The organism is Pseudorhodoplanes sp., assembly GCF_059499825.1.
This window is the reverse complement of record NZ_JCABZI010000016.1, coordinates 1-16,945: the sequence shown is the minus strand read 5'-3', so window position 1 is coordinate 16,945 and position 16,945 is coordinate 1. Positions and strand designations below refer to the sequence as shown.

Here is a 16,945-nt window from a genome sequence, read left to right as displayed (position 1 = left end):
GCGATCAGCGCTCGTCAAACCGACTTGATCCCAGCAATAAAGTTCTTTATTTGTTCTTTGTCGTAGGGTAACCGAGCGGCGCTGCGGGAGTGGGCCCAGCTCGATCTTTGACGCCCGTCCGCTGTCTATCGGGCACTTTCAGCGACGGCAAACCTAGGCTGCTAAGAAATGCCCGGGGCGTGCCCGGGCATGACTCGCACGCGGAGTCGCTGAAACTACGCCCTACTCCTCCTTATACCCATACGCCTGCGCGTTGCCGGTCGCGCCGTAATACTTGAACGGCAGAAACTTGCCGGTCATCGCCAGCTTGACGCGGTCGCCCTTGGGGTCGGCCTGGCGGTCGATGGTCATGTCGAAGTCGATCGCCGACATGATGCCGTCGCCGAATTCCTCCTCGATCAGGAGCTTCATCGCCGGCCCGTTCACCAGCACCAGCTCGTACAGCCGGTAGATCAGCGGGTCCGTGGGCGGCATCGGCGTCGCGGTGCCGCGCATCGGCACCTCGTTCAGCATGACTTCTTCCGTCTTCGACAGGCCGAACAGCTTCGCCGCGTTGGCCGCCATCGGCTTGGTCATCTTGTGCTGGCCGAGAATGGCGCCCGTCACCAGCACCGGCGACATGCCGCCGATCTCCTCGCAGATATATTTCCAGGTCCAGCCCTTCTCGCGCTTGATGTCGAGCAGCTTCTCGGTGAGGTCGGTGCGTTTCATGTTCGGTCTCCCAGCGTCATGCTTCGATGTATTTTCCGTTCGTCCCCGCGAAAGCGGGGACCCAGAGCGGTCCGTCCACGGCCTGCGGCCCTGGGTTCCCGCTTTCGCGGGAACGAACGGGGATAGGTTCAACCATTGGCCACACGCGGTTTGGTGGTGTCGCCGTTGCCGCCAACCACCACCGGCTCCGCCGCGCCCGGCCGCACCACCGGCACATGCCGCGGATCGAAGCCCGGATTTTCGGCGACGAAGGTCTTGCTGCGCTCAACCAGGAAATCGATGATGTGGTTGCGCAGCGCGTAATAGAGCGGATGCTTGTGGAAGTCGGTGCGCGCGCGGCTCTTCGGCAGCGGGTTCTCGACGATCTCGGCCAGCACCGCGCCGGGCCCGTTGGTCATCAGGACAATCTTGTCGGCGAGATAGATCGCCTCGTCGACATCATGGGTGATCATGAACACGGTCTGCCCGGTCTCGGCGCAGATGCGGCGCACCTCGTCCTGCAGCGTGCCGCGGGTCAGCGCGTCGAGCGCGGAGAACGGCTCGTCCATCAGCATGATCTTGGGCTCGATCGACAACGCGCGGGCGATGCCGACGCGCTGCTTCATGCCGCCGGAGAGTTCGGACGGGCGCTTGTGCTCGGAGCCGGTGAGGCCGACGAGGTCGATGAATTTCTGCGCGTGCCTGTTGACCTCGGCCGAGGACCACTTGCGCCATTTCGAGGTGACGGCATAGGCGACGTTGCCGAGCACGCTGCGCCAGGGCAAGAGCGAATGGCCCTGGAAGATCACCGCGCGGTCGAGGCTCGGGCCTTCGATCGCCTGGCCGTCAACGATCACCACGCCGTCGGTCGGCTGGTCGAGGCCGGCCAGGATGTTGAGGACGGTGGTCTTGCCGCATCCGGAATGGCCGATCACGCAGACGAATTCGCCGCGCTGCATGCCGAGCCAGAGATTCTCGAAGATGGTGGTGGTGCCGGCGCGGTTGGTCGCGGACGGCGGCGCGGGGTAGCGCTTGGCGATCGCTTCGATCGAGATGAAATGGTCGGTCATTGCGTGTTCTTCTTATTCGGGGAACGTCACCAGGCGCTGGCAGTAGGCCAGGATCTGGTCGAGCACCATGCCGACGATGCCGATCAACAAGATCGCGTTGATCACATTCGTAATGCTTAAATTGTTCCATTCATTCCAGACGAAGTAACCGATGCCCGTTCCGCCGACGAGCATCTCGGCTGCAACGATGACAAGCCATGCGATGCCGATCGAGATTCGCATCCCGGTTAATATCGTTGGCGCGGCGGCAGGGAGGATCACTGTGAAGGCGCGGCGCACCGGACCGACCTCCAGCGTACGCGCGACGTTCAGCCATTCCTTGCGCACCTGCGACACACCGAAAGCGGTGTTCAGCAGCATCGGCCAGATCGAGCAGATGAAAATCACGAAGATCGCCGACAGGCCGGAATCCTTGATCGTATAAAGCGCAAGCGGCATCCACGCGAGCGGCGAAATCGGTTTGAGCACCTGGATGAAGGGATCCAGCGCGCGGCTCATCAACGGCGACATGCCGATCAGAAATCCGATCGGGATCGCGACGATCACCGCAAGGAAATAGCCGGTCAGCACACGCGCCAGGGAATACGCAAGCTGAATGCCGACGCCCTTGTCGTTCGGCCCCTTGTCATAGAAGGGCTGATTGAGATGCTCCCACAACACCTTTCCGACCTCGAACGGACCCGGCATCGCCGACTTGCCCTGGGTCGCGGTCGCGCCCATCAGCTTGGCATATTCAGGATCCATGTTCGCGACGGTGCCGGTACCGCGGGTGGCGAGGTGCCACGCGGCGATGAACAGCACGAAGATCGCGACGGAAACGATCGCCGCACGGAGATTGAGAGAGCGTGTCATACCGATACCTCGTGCCCCCGCAGCAGCGCGGCAGGCGCCGCGCTGCAACCCGGGAACGCCCCTGACATCATCACGTCGGCTTCTTGATCTTGAAGCTCGCGAGATAATCCTCCGGCTTGGCCGGATCGAACGTCTTGCCCATTACGACGAACGATTTCGTCGTCGTGGCCGGCGGCGTAAGTCCCACTTCCTTCATCAGCTTTGTGGTGTCGGTGGCGAGGAATACCTGCTTGGCGATGCCGTCATAGTCGACGTCGCCCTTGATCTGGCCCCAGCGCTTCATCTGCGTGAGGATCCACACCGCGAAGGATTCCCACGGGAACGGATCGAAATCGATGCGGTCCGGGACCTTCTGCACATTGCCCAGTCCGTCGGCGAATGTGCCGGTCAACACCTGCTCCACCACCGTCACCGGCTGGTTGAGATAATTCGCAGGCGCGATCGCTTCGGCGATCTGCTTGCGGTTTTCCTGCTTTGTTGCGAAGGCCGTCGCGTCGATGATCGACTTCAGCAGCGCCGCATACGTGTTGGGCGAGCCGGTGACGAATTCCTTGGAGGCCGCAAACGCGCAGCACGGATGCCGGTCCCAGATATTCTTCGACAGGATATGGATGAAGCCGACGCCGTCATAGACGGCGCGCTGGTTCACCGGATCGGGCGCGAGGAAGCCGTCGATATTGTCGGCGCGCAGGTTTGCGACCATCTCGGGCGGCGGCACGCTGCGGATCTGGATGTCCTGATCGGGATCGAGACCGTGTTCGGCGACATAGTAGCGCAGCAGGTAATTGTGCATCGAATAGTCGAACGGCACCGCGAACTTCATGCCCTTCCAGGATTTCGGATCGCGCTTGTCCTTATGCTTCGTCGCCAGCGTGATCGCCTGGCCGTTGATGTTTTCCACCGCCGGCATCGTGTAGGGAATCGGGTTCGATCCCGCGCCCATGGTGATGGCGAGCGGCATCGGCGACAGCATATGCGCCGCGTCGTATTCCTTGTTGATGGTCTTGTCGCGGATCACCGCCCAGCCGGCGGTCTTGATCACCTCGACGTTCAACCCGTGCTTCGAATAGAAGCCCATCGGATGCGCCATGATGATCGGCGTCGCGCAGGTGATCGGGATGAAGCCGACCTTGAGGTCCTTCTTTTCCAGCGGCGCGCCCTGGCCGAACACCTCGGTTGCCGTCGCGAGCGGGAAGAATTGCGAAATCGCGGCCAGCGCGGTCGAGGCGCCGACCGATTTCAGGAAAGCGCGGCGGGCGACATCTTTCGGGAACATCGCGCGCATCACCGCCGAGGCCACCACGCCCTGGTAGCGGCTCTCCTCGCTTTGCGACGGGATCGGCTCGCATTGCAGTTGCCGGACGGCATCGCGTTCGTGCTCGGCCTGGCTGATGTGCCGGCCGCAGGAGCAGCCCGAAGAATTCAGGGTGCCTTTCGGGTCGAACGGATTGTCGAAGGTGGACATCGGACTTCTCCCGTCTCGTGCAAGTCGAAATCCGGGTGCGGCATGCGCGCGTCCCCGGCAGTCGGGACAGGAACAGCAAAGTCGGTGCCAGATCCGACCGTGGCCGGATCAATCTGCACAAACGCGAAATGAGCGAGGAAAACAGGCAGTTCGGATTACGACTTTTCGTTGATTACGAATTTTGGTAGAAATTCCGCCATCAACTTTGGTTACGGCGATGAACGCGCTCCTGCATGTGCACAAAGATCGGGCAGCGTCACCCGCGCCTGCCGATTTCGGACGCGTCTTCGACGCCTCGGCTGAGCCGATGCTCGCGCTCAACCCTGCCTCCGACCGCATTCTCGATGCCAATCCCGCGGCCTGCCGGCTGCTCGGCTACGACCGCGCGGCGCTGCGAAACATGCGGGTGACCGCGCTGCATCCCGGGCAATTACCGGCCCTGATCGTGTTCACCGACGGCGTGCTGGCGAAAGGCGAATACCGCACCCGCGGACTCAAACCCCGCCACGCCGACGGCCACGAGCTTGCGGTGGAATATGCCGGCAGCCGCCTCGGCCACGATCCGGCACCCGATCTCCTGCTTATCATCAGCGACCTGGCGGCGCAGCGGAAGCGCGCGACCGACACCGACGCCGATCTTTATATTCGCGGCGGCCTCGAGGAATGGCAGCGGGTCGAGCGCTTCTTCCGCGACGTCGAGCGCGAGAACCAGTTGATTCTGCGCGCAGCCGGCGAAGGCATCTACGGCGTCAATGCCGACGGCAAGACCACTTTCGTCAATCCCGCCGCCGAGCGCATGCTTGGCTTCACGGCGGAAGAATTGGTCGGCAAGGACATGCATTCCATCGTGCATCACACCCATGCCGATGGCTCGCATTATCCCGCGATCCACTGCCCGATCTATGCCGCCTTCCGCGACGGCGCGGTGCATCAGGTCGACAACGAGGTGTTCTGGCGCAAGGACGGCAGCCGCTTCTTCGTCGAATATACTTCGACCCCGATCCGCGACCGCGGCTCGCTGATCGGCGCCGTGATCGTGTTCCGCGACATTACCCAGCGCCGGGAGGCGGACGAGAAACTGCGTGCAGCGCTCAGCGAAGTCGAGCAGCTCCGCAAGCGGCTCGAACAGGACAACGAATATCTGCAGGAGGAAATCCGCCTGCAGACCAACCATCGCGGCATCATCGGCATCAGCGCGGCGATGCAGAAGACGCTGCGGCAGATAGAACTGGTCGCGCCGACCGAGGCCAGCGTGCTGATCTCGGGCGAATCCGGCACCGGCAAGGAATTGATCGCCCGCGCCATCCACGGCACCAGCAAGCGCAGTCACCGTCCGCTGATCCGGGTCAATTGCGCGGCGGTGGCACGCGACATGTTCGAGAGCGAATTCTTCGGTCACGCGCGCGGCGCGCTGGCCGGTGCGTTGCGCGACCGGCCGGGACGGTTCGAGCTGGCCGATGGCGGCACGCTGTTCCTCGACGAGATCGGCGACATCCCGCTGGAATTGCAGGGCAAGCTTTTGCGCGTGCTGCAGGAAGGACAGTTCGAGCGTGTCGGCGAAGCGCGCACGCGCAACGTCGACGTCCGCGTCATTGCCGCCACCAACCGCGATCTCGATGCCGCCGTACGCGAGAAGAATTTTCGTGAGGACCTGTATTTCCGCCTCAACGTCTTCCCCATCAACTGCGTGCCGTTGCGCCAGCGTGTCGACGACATCCCGCTTCTCGCGCAGCACTTTCTAAAGGCCGCCGCAAACAAGCTGAAGATCGGCGATCCGCGGCTGACCGAAGGCGATATGCAGCGGCTGATGCAATATGCGTGGCCGGGCAATGTGCGCGAATTGCAGAACGTGATCGAACACGCCGCCATTCTCGCGCGCAACGGCCGCATCCGGATCGATCTGCCGTCCGGCGGCATGATGCGGGCTGCGGGGCGAAACGATGCGGCCAGGCTGTTGACGGAGGACGAACGGCGCGACCGCGACCGCGCCAATATCGTCGCCGCGCTCGACGCCTGCGGCGGCAAGGTGTTCGGTCCCGGCGGCGCGGCCGAGTTGCTGAACGTGCGGCCGACCACCCTTGCCTCGCGGATCAAGGTTCTGGGGATAGAGGTGAAGCGGGCCCGGCGTTGACCCGGCCGCTTCTTCCCTCTCCCCGCTTACGGGGAGAGGGTGGCGAGGTCCGAAAGGACCGAGCCGGGTGAGGGCATGTCTATGCTCATTGAACGGGCCCCTCACCCGCCTCGCATGCGCTCGGCACCCTCTCCCCGCTATTCGCGGGGAGAGGGAAACACCTTCGCTTGCAAAGCCGCCGGGCCCATGCCACCGAATTGAGCCATGAGCGCGGAAGTCATCATCGGCGACAAGCGGCTCGAACCCCACCGCCTGCGCGCGGCCATTCTGGGGGAGGTGCATGCGCGCCCGTTCCGGGCGATCGCAACGCCGGCTCGCGTCCTGCATTTCGCTTTCGATACCGTCGGCGAGCAGGCGGTGCAGGACCGCAAGGCGCTGACCGCGCTATGCGAGCGCCGGGGCATCACCCCGCCGCGCCCCTCCGACAAGCATTTCCATGTCACCTTCGGCGGCACCGGTCTGCGCTGGGAGCAGCATTCGGAATTCACGACTTATACGCTCGAGCTGCCGACAGAGCCGGATAGCACGCCATTCCACCCGTCGGCCGCATCGCTCGCGACACCGATGACGCTGGTGCCGCAGCCCGGCCCGCTGCTGGTCGCCGTCGACCTCCATCTCATGTCGGACCGGCCGGATCGCCTTGCGATCGAGCGATATTTCAGCCGCCCGAGCCTGGCGGTCGCCGAAAATTCCGATGGCACCGCGGTCTACGGCACCGACTTCCTCGCCGATGCCGATGGCTTCGTGCGCATCCTGGTGCTCGACCGCGGACTTGGCGACGAGCGCGCCGGCGCACTGGTCCAGCGCCTGCTCGAACTGGAGACCTATCGCACGCTCGCCTTGCTCGGGCTGCCCAAGGCGCAGGAACTGGCGCCGTCTATCAACCGGATCGAACGCCGGCTATCCGACCTGACGAACGAATTGCGGCAGGAATCCTCGCTCGCAAACAACAACCGGCTGCTCGATGAACTCACCGCACTCGCGGCCGAGCTCGAGGCCGGCGCGGCGGGAAGCCTGTTCCGCTTCGGCGCCAGCCGCGCCTATGACGATATCGTCCATACACGGCTCCGCATCATCGGCGAGCGCAAGGTCGGCGGGCTGCCGACATGGTCGTCATTTCTCGCGCGCCGCATGGCGCCGGCGATCCGGACCTGTAACACCACCGAAGAGCGGCAGGCCAACCTGTCGCGCAAGCTCGCCCGCGCCGCCCAGCTGCTGCGCACCCGCGTCGATGTCGAGGTCGAGCAGCAGAACCGCGATCTCCTGCGCTCGATGAATGCCCGCACCCGAATGCAACTGCGCCTGCAGGCCACCGTCGAAGGACTCTCGGTCGCGGCCATCACCTATTACGTGGTCGGGCTGTTCGGCTATCTGGTGAAGGGCCTGCATGACGCCGGCTGGCCGATCGATCCGTCGCTCGCCACTGCGGCTTTCGTCCCCATCTCGCTGCTCGCGATCTGGTGGATCGTGCGGCGGATCCGCACCCGGCATATCGGTAAAGAGCGCGAACACGACGTGTAAGGCGAGCGTCTGCGCGCAAGCGGCCGCTCCGGGCGAGACCGCGTTGACGAGGTCAGGTCAGGACGCCGCCGGACCGCCGTCGTCCACGAACAATTCCGATTTGGCGGCTTTGCTGATCGCCACCACGGCCGGATGGATCAATTTGCGTTCGACCGAGATGGCGTAATATCTCGCCGCCACGCCGTCGGCCCGGCCGATCATCTCGGCATCGTATTGACTGCGCATCTCATCGGCCAGGATGACGGGCGCCGGAAAGATGCCTGTCCCCGCCTTGCCAAAGGCTTTCATCAGCGCGCTGTCGTCGAACTCGCCGACCACCTGCGGCTCGACCTGATGTTCGCTGAACCAGCGCGTGAGCGCGCCTCGCATCGCCGCTGCATCCCCGGGCAACAGCATCGGCGCGCCCTTCAGCGATTGCGGGAAGCCCTTGCGGTAACGGGTCGCGAGTTTGTGGACCGCGTAAAACCCGATCTGCGCGCGTCCGAGCGTATGGCTGTAACCTTTCACGCCGAGTTGGGACGGCAGAGGCTGATCGGCGATCACGAGATCGATCTTGTGGATCGCCAATTCCGCGAACAGCCGTTCCACCTTGTCTTCACGGCAGATCAGGCGAACGCGTTCGGCGCTCCCCACGGCAGGCGCGAGCAGATGATAGGCCAGTGATTTCGGCACCACGTCCGCCACGCCGGCCCGAAACAAAATGTCCCCCCCGCCGGGACGGTTGCGGACGGTCTCTTCCAGTTCCCGGCCGATGTGGAAAATCTCCTCGGCATAGGACAGCGCGAGCTGCCCCGCCGCGGTCAATTCCAGCCGCCGCCCCACCCGGCTGAACAATTGCGTCCCGAGCGCATCCTCCAGCGTCGCGATCTGGCTGCTGATGGTTTGCGGCGCCAGGCGCAATTGCTCGGACGCCCGCGCGATGCTGCCGGCTTTGGCCACCCGCAGGAAATAGTGCAGTTGCTTGTAGTTCAGCATCGCACCCGATCCTCATTCGCAGTTTTTTTTCGATCTTTCCCCACCGAATTATCTGCTTTTTCTGATGATCGATCAAGGCCAGATAAGGCCGGTGAGCGGCACTTCTGGAGGATGTGATGCAGATCACGACAACGGCACGCGATACCGAGCTGACCACTAGCCTGCGGGACTACATTGAAAACCGGCTGGCCTTCGCCCTGTCGCGTTTTCAGAATCGCGTCCGCGGCGTGGTCATCGTGCTGTCGGACGTCAACGGACCGAAGAATGGCATCGACAAGCGTTGCCTGCTGAAGATCCGGCCGCGAGGCCTGTCCGAATTCACCATCGAAGAAACCGAGTCCGATTTTCAGTCGGCGCTGAATCGCGCCGCAGATCGCGCCAGGCGGACGCTGGCCCGGCGGCTGCAGCGGCGCGGTGAACGCACGCCTGTGCAGGTGTGAGACGGTCCGGCCCGGCAGCACACGCAACAACAGACCCATCGAGACAACCATCATGGCCTTCAGGGACATATTGCTTCCGTTGACCAGCTATCCCGAGCGGACTCCGGCGGCTCCGATGGAGCAGGCCGTCCGGTTCGCCGAGGCATTGGGCGCGCGACTCTCCGCACTCGTTTGCAAGATCGAAATCCCGAATGCCGGCAACGTGCTGGCGAATACGCTGCTCGACATTCCCGGAATGGTCGCGGCGGAGCGGCAGAAAAGCGCGGCCAACGTCCAGCTTCTGATCGGTGACATCGAGAGCCTGGCTGCGAAGCGTGGCGTGGCCTGCGAAAGCCTGGTCGAGCCTTGCACGACCGCGCAACTGCCAGCCGTCGTGACCGAACATGCCAGACTGCACGATATCACCATCATCCCGATCGGCGAGCAGGCGACGGTCCATGGTTATGTCGCGGAGTCCGTTGTGTTCGGTTCGGGACGCCCGGCGATCCTCGTGCCGGAAGAATCCGGTCGCCGCCGGTCATCATCGTTCGACGTGGTTGGCTTGGCCTGGGACTTCAGCCGGCCCGCGGCACGGGCCTTGGCCGATGCGATGCCGATCCTGACGCGCGCCAGGTCTGTGCGGGTGGTGACCGTCACGCAGGAAAAGAGCATCGAGACCAAACGCTCGAGCGCGGAATTGTCCAGGCATCTGGCCTGTCACGGCATAAAGGCGATCGTGGAAGAGGAAGAAGCCGCCGGCCGCACCATCGGCCAGTCTCTCGAAGACTATGCCACCGCGCACGACCTCGACCTGCTGGTGATGGGAGCGTACGGGCATTCCCGCATCCGCGACTTCATCCTTGGCGGCGCCACAAAATCCATCGTCGCCAATCCGCCGCTGCCGGTCCTGCTGTCCCACTGACCGCATCGCAAAACGATCCCCACGCAACAAACTGCCAGCATTCCAAGGATAGACCGTGGACCTCCTCGCCGATTTCCTGACCGCCGATTTTCTCGGCAAGGCCGCCTGGTTGTGGCTGGCCTTCCTCGCCATTGTCGGCGCGCTGCTGGTCTTCGACCTTGGCGTCCTGAACAAGAACGACAAGGAGCTCGGCGTCGGCGAAAGCCTGATTCTGTCCGCCTTCTACATCGCGATCGCGATGGTGTTCGGCGCGTGGCTCTGGTGGTCCATGGGACCGACCTCGGGCATGGAATATTTCACCGGCTATGCGCTCGAGAAAGCGCTGTCGATCGACAACGTCTTCGTCATCTCGCTCATCTTCAGCTATTTCGCCATCCCCGCGAAATACCAGTATCGGGCGCTGCTGTGGGGCATCATCGCAGTCCTGGTGTTGCGCGGCATCATGATCGCGCTGGGCGCTGCCCTCGTGCAGCAATACGAGTGGGTGCTGTACATCTTCGGCGCGTTCCTGATCGCCACCGGCATCAAGATCCTGATCGCCGGCGAAGGTGACAGCGATGTCTCCAAAAATCCGGTCGTGCGCTTCCTGTCGAAACGCATGCGGTTGTCGGCCGAGTTGCACGGCTCCAAATTCTTCGTGCGCCAGCCCGACCCTCAGACCGGCAAGATGGTGCGCGTCGCCACGCCGCTGTTCCTGGCGCTGGTGGTCATCAACATCGCCGACCTGGTCTTCGCCGTCGACTCGGTGCCGGCCATCTTTGCCATCACCACCGACACCTACATCGTGTTCACGGCCAATATCATGGCGATCCTCGGCCTTCGTGCGCTCTACTTCGCGCTGGCCGCCATGGTTCATCGCTTCGAATACCTGAAATACGCACTCGCAGCCGTGCTGGTCTTCATCGGCTTGAAGATTTTCTGGAACCAGATCTTCGGCAAGCTCGACCCGGCTATCTCGCTCGGCGTCACCCTGTCTCTCATCGGCGGCGGCATCGTGTTCTCGCTGTGGAAGACCCGGGCGGCGGCGCGGGACAACCATCGCGGTGAAGCGGCTGCGATCGTTGCGTCAATCGAAAAAGAGCCCGTTCCCTCAACCCCCGGAGACAATCGATGAGTGTTGATGCTGCGTCCGTATCCGAGTCACGGACCATGCCTGGCGACAGCGCCTCAAGCTGGTGCAGCGATGCCAGCACCCGCGATAACGTGATCGCGCGGCGCAATGTTCTGGCGGGGCTGTGGGCCAGCCGTCTGATGCAGACCCCCGATCATATGATCCAGAGCTATGTGGCGGCGGTTCACAACGTCGACTTTTGCGAGCCGGGGGCCAACGATGTGATCGACAAGATCTTTGGCGACCTCACGCGTTGCGGGATCGCCATCACCCGCGACGAGGTGCGCCGCAAGCTCAGCGAATTCCATCGTCAGGCGATGGATCAAACCCGCGAGACGGACTGAACCTCTCGAAACCATCGGCACCGGCGGCACGAGCGTGGCTCGTGCGCCGGGAGCGGCACCTCCAGGCGACGGGAATAGCTCACATCGGCGGCGTCAGGCCGTCCTTGCCGACATTGACGCGGGCCGCGGTGAACGACCCGTCAGGCTGGCGCACCGCCGCGACGATGAAAATCTTCGCGCCGGGTTTCAGGTCGGCCATGCTGCCCGGCACATAGGTCACAACCGGCGCGTCCTTCGGCACCACGATCTTCTTCTCGCCGTCCTTGTACTTGACCATGATGGTCTGGCCGTCGACGCCCGCGACGGTTTCCTGCACCGTTGCGTTGGTCATCATGCTTTTCGGCTGATTGTCCCAGGGGAAATGCCCTTCGGCGACACCGCGCAACGCTTCCGGAAAAACGTGGACATGGATGGCGCGCTCCGTGCCGTCCGGCTGCGGGATCGACGACACGCCGATATAGCTGTTCGGCTTGATATCCTCGACCCGGAACGGGACCACGCCCGAGACGCCGACATTGTCGGGAAGCTTGATCTTCATGTCGCTGCCATCGATGGACTTTACCGTCATCGTCGATCCGTCGAGCGACACGATCTCGCCGCGCACGCGGGTCGGCTTGTCCTGCGCGAACGCGCTGCCTGCGATGCTCAAGGTCAGAACGATCGCAGCAATCGGTGACAGTCTGAGGCAAACGGACATGGCGCCCTCCCGGCTCCGGCGGCGTCGATGCGCCGTATGCGGAGAGGAACCCCGCGGTGAGAGGACTATTCCACCAGCCTTACCCCGTCACCCTGAGGCGCCGCTGCGACGCAGCGGCCTCGAAGGGCGACGGCCCGACAATCTCGACATACTCGGCCGCTCATCCTTCGAGGCTCGCCGCAAGATGCGGCTCGCACCTCAGGAAGACGGGTTGATGTCGGATATCGTCAATAAAACCCGGGCGTCGAACCGCCATCGACCGGGATCGCCGCGCCCTGGATATGCCGCCCCCTGGCGCTGCACAGGAACAGCGCAAGCTCCGCGATATCGGCCGGCTCGGCCATCCGCTGGATACCGTCGCGCGCAATCGCCTCCACCCGGATCTCGTCCATGGTCTTGCCGGCGGCGGTCGCGCGCTGCGCGAACAGGTCCTGGATGCGGTCGGTCTCGGTCAGGCCGGGATGGATGATGTTGACGGTGACGCCATCCTTCATGCCGAGCCGCGACAGCGACTTCGAGAAATTCGCCATCGCCGCGTTGCAGGACGCACCGATGGTGAAGTCCGCGCCCGGCGTGCGCGCCGCACCGCCGCCGATATTCACCACCGATCCCTGCGCGTCCTTCAGCATCGGCCAGAACAGCCGCGACAACCGCACGCAACCGAAAAATTTCAGCGCAAAGCCGTCCTGCCAGGTGTCGTCGCTGAGTTCGAGAAAATTGCCGGCCTTTGTTGCGCCGGCATTGTTGACCAGTACGTCGCAGCGGCCGAGGCCCTTCTTCACCAGCGCATGCAGCTTCTGGCAATCCTCGAGCCTGCGCAGATCGAGGATCGCGGTGACCGGCTTCGGGCCGCCGGCAGCGGCGATCGCTTCCGCGGCGGTGGCGAGATTGCGCTCCGATGTCGCCGCGATCACGGTCTGCGCACCTTCGCGGGCGAACACCTCGGCGATGCCGCGGCCGATGCCGCGGCTACCGCCGGTGATGACCACGACCTTGTTGCTGAATTCGCCCATGATGCTGCCCTAACCTGCCTTGCCGCGGCGCACCGCGACGCGCGAGCGCGCGGCGGCGGATTTCACCGCCGGTCGCGGCTTTTCAAGAATGCCGATCACTTCGTCGAGCAGACCATAGATCTGCTCGATCCGCTGCGCCCCGATCTCCCGGGCCAGCTGCGCGTAGATCGCCTCCGATTGCGGCGCCACCGTCTCGAACAGCTTCCGTCCCTTTGCGGTGAGCGAAACACTGACGCGGCGCTGGTCCTGCGTGTCGGCCTTGCGCGAGACCAGACCGCCGGCTTCCAAATTCGGCAGCGTGCGGGACAGCGACGCCGTATGCAGGCAGCAGGCGCGGCCGAGCGCCGCGATATCCATCGCCTCGACCTCGTTCAGCGCGCGAACGATGCGCCATTGCTGATCGGTGAGGCCATGTTCGTTCAGGTGCGGACGGAAACGCTGCATCACCGCTTCCCGCGCCAGCATGAGCTGCATCGGCAGCGAACGCTGGAACGGGCGCATGCGCGCGCTCATAACCCGTCCTCGACTCCGTTGCTCAGGGTGCCGATTTCATCAACCGTGACCTCTATCAGATCGCCAGGCTTCAGCCATTTCGGCGGATCGAACCGCGCGCCCGCCCCGGTCGGCGTGCCGGACACGATCATGTCGCCGGGCTTCAGCGTGGTGAAGGTCGAGATATAGGACAGCAGGAAGTCGAAATTGAAAATGAGATTCGCGGTGGTGTCGTCCTGCCGCACCTCGCCGTTCACCGTGGTGACGATGCGCATCGGCTTGCCGTATTCGATCTCGTCGGCGGTCACCATCCACGGCCCTAGCGAGCCGGACCGGTCGAAATTCTTGCCCTGAGTGACATTGAACTTGGCGTGCCGCAGCCAGTCGCGGATCGTGCCCTCGTTACACAGCGTGTATCCGACGATGTGATCCCTGGCCTGCTCCGGCTTGATGCGATGGCAGTCCTTGCCGATGACCAGCACGATCTCGCCTTCGTAATCCAGCTGTTCGGATTCCGGCGGACGGATCAGCGGCGCGCCGTAGCCGACGAACGATCCTGGCGTGCGGAAGAACATGCTCGGATATTTCGGCAGTTCCGAGTTGTCTTTGTATTCGTCGTTGCGGTTGGCGTAGTTGACGCCGATGCAGAGGATTTTCTCCGGGCCTATCACCGGCGGCAGCAATGTCACATCGGAGAGCGCGAAATCAGGCCTCACGTCGGCGGCGGCCTGCCGCACCTCATCCAGCGCATGTGCCCGCAGGACATCGAGCAGGGTGTGAAACCGCGGCAGCCGCGGATGCATGTCGATGACGCCATCACCGCTGACAACGCCGAAGCCGTCGCGGCCGTGATGCCTGAAGCTGACAAGTCTCATTCCGCGGCTTCTTTCGTGAGCATGCCGGCACGTGAGAGAACGCCGTCGAGGCGCTTTTCGAGTTCGGGTGTGGCAGGCACCATCGGCAGGCGATGTTCGTTGCGATCGACGATGCCGAGGCGCTTCGCCATGTATTTGATCGGGATCGGATTGGTGTCGTAGAAGATCGCCTTGTTGAGATCGTGCAGACGATGATGCAGGTCCTGCGCGGTCTTCAGATCGCCGCTCCACACCGCTTCACAGAGGTCCGAGAGAACGCGGGGGCGCAGATTGCCGACCGCATTCATCAGTCCGCAGGCGCCGATCGCCATCATCGGGAATGACAACTCTTCCAGCCCGACGAAAATCTTGAAGTCGTGGCCGGCGACCGCGAGGCATTCGGTGACGAAGTCGAGATCGAGCGAGGCATGCTTCATGCCGACGAAATTCGGCGACTTCTCGCGCAGCTCCTTCAAGGTATCGATCTTGATGTCGATCGCGGCACGTCCGGGGATGTGATAGATCATCCAGGGCAGGTCGATGCCCTTCATCACTTCGAGGTAATACGCGATCATGCCGCGCTGCGGCGGACGCGTGTAATACGGCGTGACGATCAGTAGCGCATCGGCGCCGGCCTTGGCGGCGTGCTCGGTCAGGATCCGGGTTTCCCAGATCGCCTGCGAGCCGGTAGCGGCGACAATCGGCACCCGCCCCTTCGCCACCTCGACGGAGAGCGTCACCAGCCGGTTGCGTTCCTCGGTGGTCAGAGACGCGGGCTCGGAGGTCGTTCCGTTGACGAGGATGCCGTGCGATCCCTCGCGGATCTGCATCTCCACGAGCCTTGCATAGGCGTCGTAGTCGACCTCGCCGTTCTTGAACGGGGTGATCAGCGGCGGAATCGATCCTTTTATTCTTTCCAGCGGCAACGGCATGGACGGCCTCCCGAATTTTACATCGCGGCGATAGACGCTCTCGTTTCCGGTGACAACCGGCTTGACGCCCCGCCCGGCGAAATGATTAACATGTTAAAGGTCTCCACAGGGGCGCGTCAACGACCCCTTTGAACGCAGGCGACGACGAGGAGGATCAAATGCCGCATATCATCGTGGAATACTCGGCCAATCTCGACAAATCGATGGACGTTCCGGGTCTCCTGAATGCGCTGCATCAGGCGATGATCGATTCCGGTCACGCGCCGCTGGAAGGCATCCGCACCCGCGCCGAGCGCCGCGAACATTACTGCGTTGCCGACCGCAACCCGGACAACGCGTTCGTGCATATCATCGTGCGCATGCGCGAGGGACGGCCGAAAGAAGCGTACCAGAAGGTCGCCGACATGCTGATGGCGGCGGCGGAAAAATCGCTGGATGCGACGTTGAAGAAGCACCCGATGCAACTCGCGCTGGAAATGCACGAGATCACCCAGCTCACGCTTCGCCGCGACACGCTGCGCAAGGCTGAGAAGGCGGCGTAGTTTTTCCACCTCTCGCCACTCGCTCCGTCACCTGCCCCTTGCGGAGTAGGTCGGCGAGCAAGCGAGCCGGGAGGGAGGTGAGCCGCAGATGCCATGCCTTTTGCTGCTTACCCCCCTCCCCGACCCTCCCCCGCAAGGGAGGAGGCAAACACACCGTGCAAGCGGAGAATAACGTGGCCGCCACAAGCACCACCCTCGACGACACCATCGCGCTGGCCGAAAAGCATCTCGCCCGTTTCCGCAACGGCGTGGTGCCGCATCTGATCGACGGCAAGCCGGAAACCAGCGCCGACACCTTCGAGACCGCCTCTCCCGTCGACAACGCGCCGCTGGCGAAAGTTGCGCGCGGCGGCGCAGCCGAGATCGACCGCGCGGCGAAGGCCGCGATGAAGGCGTTCCGCACCAATTGGGGGCACACCTCGGGCGATGAGCGGCGCAAGATCCTGCACAAGGTCGCCGACGCGATTGTCGCGCGCGCCGACGAGATCGCCTACGTCGAGTGCATGGATACCGGCCAGCCGATCCGCTACATGGCGAAAGCGGCGCTTCGCGGCGCGGAGAATTTCCGCTTCTACGCCGACCGCGCGCCGGGCGCCAATGACGGCCTGTCGCTGCCGACCGAGACGCATCTGAACTACACCCTCCGTCAGCCGATCGGGCCCGTGGGCGTGATCACGCCCTGGAACACGCCGTTCATGCTCTCGACGTGGAAGATCGCGCCGGCGCTCGCCGCCGGTTGCACGGTCGTTCACAAGCCGGCGGAATGGTCTCCGCTCACCGCGCAGCTTCTCGCGGAAATCTGCCTTGAAGCCGGATTGCCCGCCGGCGTCCTCAATGTCGTGCATGGCATGGGCGAAGAGGCCGGCAAGGCGCTGACCGAACATCCCGACATCAAGGCGATCGGCTTTGTCGGCG

General features: G+C 63.6%; 18 protein-coding genes. 8 read left to right on the top strand and 10 right to left on the bottom strand.

Annotated elements, in window-relative coordinates; translation table 11 throughout:
* Nucleotides 1–222 precede the first annotated feature (222 nt).
* From cynS to AC5I5I_RS21310, 4 genes are all read right to left on the bottom strand, one after another.
* Nucleotides 223–711, bottom strand: a complete 489-nt coding sequence (gene cynS / locus AC5I5I_RS21325; RefSeq protein ID WP_495976387.1) for a cyanase — start codon at nt 709–711, stop codon at nt 223–225.
* Nucleotides 712–839: 128 nt separating this feature from the next.
* Nucleotides 840–1,760, bottom strand: coding sequence for an ABC transporter ATP-binding protein (locus AC5I5I_RS21320; RefSeq protein WP_495976385.1), 921 nt, complete (start codon nt 1,758–1,760; stop codon nt 840–842).
* Nucleotides 1,761–1,772: 12 nt separating this feature from the next.
* Nucleotides 1,773–2,612 carry a nitrate ABC transporter permease gene (ntrB, locus tag AC5I5I_RS21315; RefSeq protein ID WP_495976383.1) on the bottom strand — a complete coding sequence of 280 codons (840 nt, stop codon included), beginning with the start codon at nt 2,610–2,612 and terminating at the stop codon, nt 1,773–1,775.
* Between the two features lie 70 nt (nt 2,613–2,682).
* On the bottom strand, nt 2,683–4,077 hold the full coding sequence (locus AC5I5I_RS21310; protein ID WP_495976381.1) for a CmpA/NrtA family ABC transporter substrate-binding protein: 1,395 nt from the start codon (nt 4,075–4,077) through the stop codon (nt 2,683–2,685).
* A gap of 217 nt (nt 4,078–4,294) precedes the next feature.
* Between AC5I5I_RS21310 and AC5I5I_RS21305 the strand changes: the two genes are divergently transcribed.
* Together AC5I5I_RS21305 and AC5I5I_RS21300 are read left to right on the top strand one after the other, a co-directional pair.
* On the top strand, nt 4,295–6,208 hold the full coding sequence (locus AC5I5I_RS21305) for a sigma 54-interacting transcriptional regulator (RefSeq protein WP_495976379.1): 1,914 nt from the start codon (nt 4,295–4,297) through the stop codon (nt 6,206–6,208).
* A 204-nt stretch (nt 6,209–6,412) separates the two neighbouring features.
* Nucleotides 6,413–7,729, top strand: coding sequence for a DUF3422 family protein (locus AC5I5I_RS21300; RefSeq protein WP_495976377.1), 1,317 nt, complete (start codon nt 6,413–6,415; stop codon nt 7,727–7,729).
* A 57-nt stretch (nt 7,730–7,786) separates the two neighbouring features.
* Here the strand turns inward: AC5I5I_RS21300 and nhaR are convergent, their stop codons facing one another.
* Complete coding sequence (gene nhaR / locus AC5I5I_RS21295; protein ID WP_495976376.1) at nt 7,787–8,704, bottom strand: transcriptional activator NhaR; 918 nt, start codon at nt 8,702–8,704, stop codon at nt 7,787–7,789.
* 116 nt (nt 8,705–8,820) lie between these two features.
* On the opposite strand from nhaR, the gene AC5I5I_RS21290 reads away from it, so the two are divergent.
* The 4 genes from AC5I5I_RS21290 to AC5I5I_RS21275 are packed head-to-tail and all read left to right on the top strand — an operon-like array spanning nt 8,821 to nt 11,500.
* The gene (locus AC5I5I_RS21290; RefSeq protein ID WP_495976409.1) at nt 8,821–9,144 is read left to right on the top strand and encodes an HPF/RaiA family ribosome-associated protein; all 324 of its coding nucleotides are present in this window, start codon (nt 8,821–8,823) and stop codon (nt 9,142–9,144) included.
* A gap of 52 nt (nt 9,145–9,196) precedes the next feature.
* Nucleotides 9,197–10,045 carry a universal stress protein gene (locus AC5I5I_RS21285; protein WP_495976374.1) on the top strand — a complete coding sequence of 283 codons (849 nt, stop codon included), beginning with the start codon at nt 9,197–9,199 and terminating at the stop codon, nt 10,043–10,045.
* A 55-nt stretch (nt 10,046–10,100) separates the two neighbouring features.
* Nucleotides 10,101–11,159 (top strand): TerC family protein, encoded by a 1,059-nt coding sequence (locus AC5I5I_RS21280; protein WP_495976372.1) that lies wholly within the window; start codon nt 10,101–10,103, stop codon nt 11,157–11,159.
* A 35-nt stretch (nt 11,160–11,194) separates the two neighbouring features.
* A complete protein-coding gene (locus AC5I5I_RS21275) occupies nt 11,195–11,500 on the top strand; it encodes an ATPase inhibitor subunit zeta (RefSeq protein WP_495976370.1) in 306 nt (101 codons plus the stop codon).
* A 79-nt stretch (nt 11,501–11,579) separates the two neighbouring features.
* Here AC5I5I_RS21275 and AC5I5I_RS21270 read toward each other — a convergent pair whose 3' ends face one another.
* The 5 genes from AC5I5I_RS21270 to dapA all read right to left on the bottom strand — a co-directional run bounded on the left by AC5I5I_RS21270 (nt 11,580) and on the right by dapA (nt 15,488).
* Nucleotides 11,580–12,197, bottom strand: coding sequence for a hypothetical protein (locus tag AC5I5I_RS21270; RefSeq protein ID WP_495976368.1), 618 nt, complete (start codon nt 12,195–12,197; stop codon nt 11,580–11,582).
* A gap of 227 nt (nt 12,198–12,424) precedes the next feature.
* Nucleotides 12,425–13,210 (bottom strand): SDR family NAD(P)-dependent oxidoreductase, encoded by a 786-nt coding sequence (locus AC5I5I_RS21265; protein WP_495976366.1) that lies wholly within the window; start codon nt 13,208–13,210, stop codon nt 12,425–12,427.
* A gap of 9 nt (nt 13,211–13,219) precedes the next feature.
* Nucleotides 13,220–13,723, bottom strand: coding sequence for a homoprotocatechuate degradation operon regulator HpaR (gene hpaR, locus AC5I5I_RS21260; RefSeq protein WP_495976364.1), 504 nt, complete (start codon nt 13,721–13,723; stop codon nt 13,220–13,222).
* A complete protein-coding gene (locus AC5I5I_RS21255) occupies nt 13,720–14,577 on the bottom strand; it encodes a fumarylacetoacetate hydrolase family protein (RefSeq protein ID WP_495976362.1) in 858 nt (285 codons plus the stop codon). The genes hpaR and AC5I5I_RS21255 overlap by 4 nt, the downstream gene beginning before the upstream one ends.
* Nucleotides 14,574–15,488 (bottom strand): 4-hydroxy-tetrahydrodipicolinate synthase, encoded by a 915-nt coding sequence (dapA, locus tag AC5I5I_RS21250; protein ID WP_495976360.1) that lies wholly within the window; start codon nt 15,486–15,488, stop codon nt 14,574–14,576. The genes AC5I5I_RS21255 and dapA overlap by 4 nt, the downstream gene beginning before the upstream one ends.
* Nucleotides 15,489–15,646: 158 nt before the next feature.
* Here dapA and AC5I5I_RS21245 point away from each other — a divergent pair, with 158 nt between their 5' ends.
* Together AC5I5I_RS21245 and AC5I5I_RS21240 are read left to right on the top strand one after the other, a co-directional pair.
* Nucleotides 15,647–16,030 carry a 5-carboxymethyl-2-hydroxymuconate Delta-isomerase gene (locus tag AC5I5I_RS21245; RefSeq protein ID WP_495976359.1) on the top strand — a complete coding sequence of 128 codons (384 nt, stop codon included), beginning with the start codon at nt 15,647–15,649 and terminating at the stop codon, nt 16,028–16,030.
* 173 nt (nt 16,031–16,203) lie between these two features.
* On the top strand, nt 16,204–16,945 hold a 742-nt coding region (locus tag AC5I5I_RS21240; protein ID WP_495976357.1), incomplete at its 3' end, for an aldehyde dehydrogenase family protein.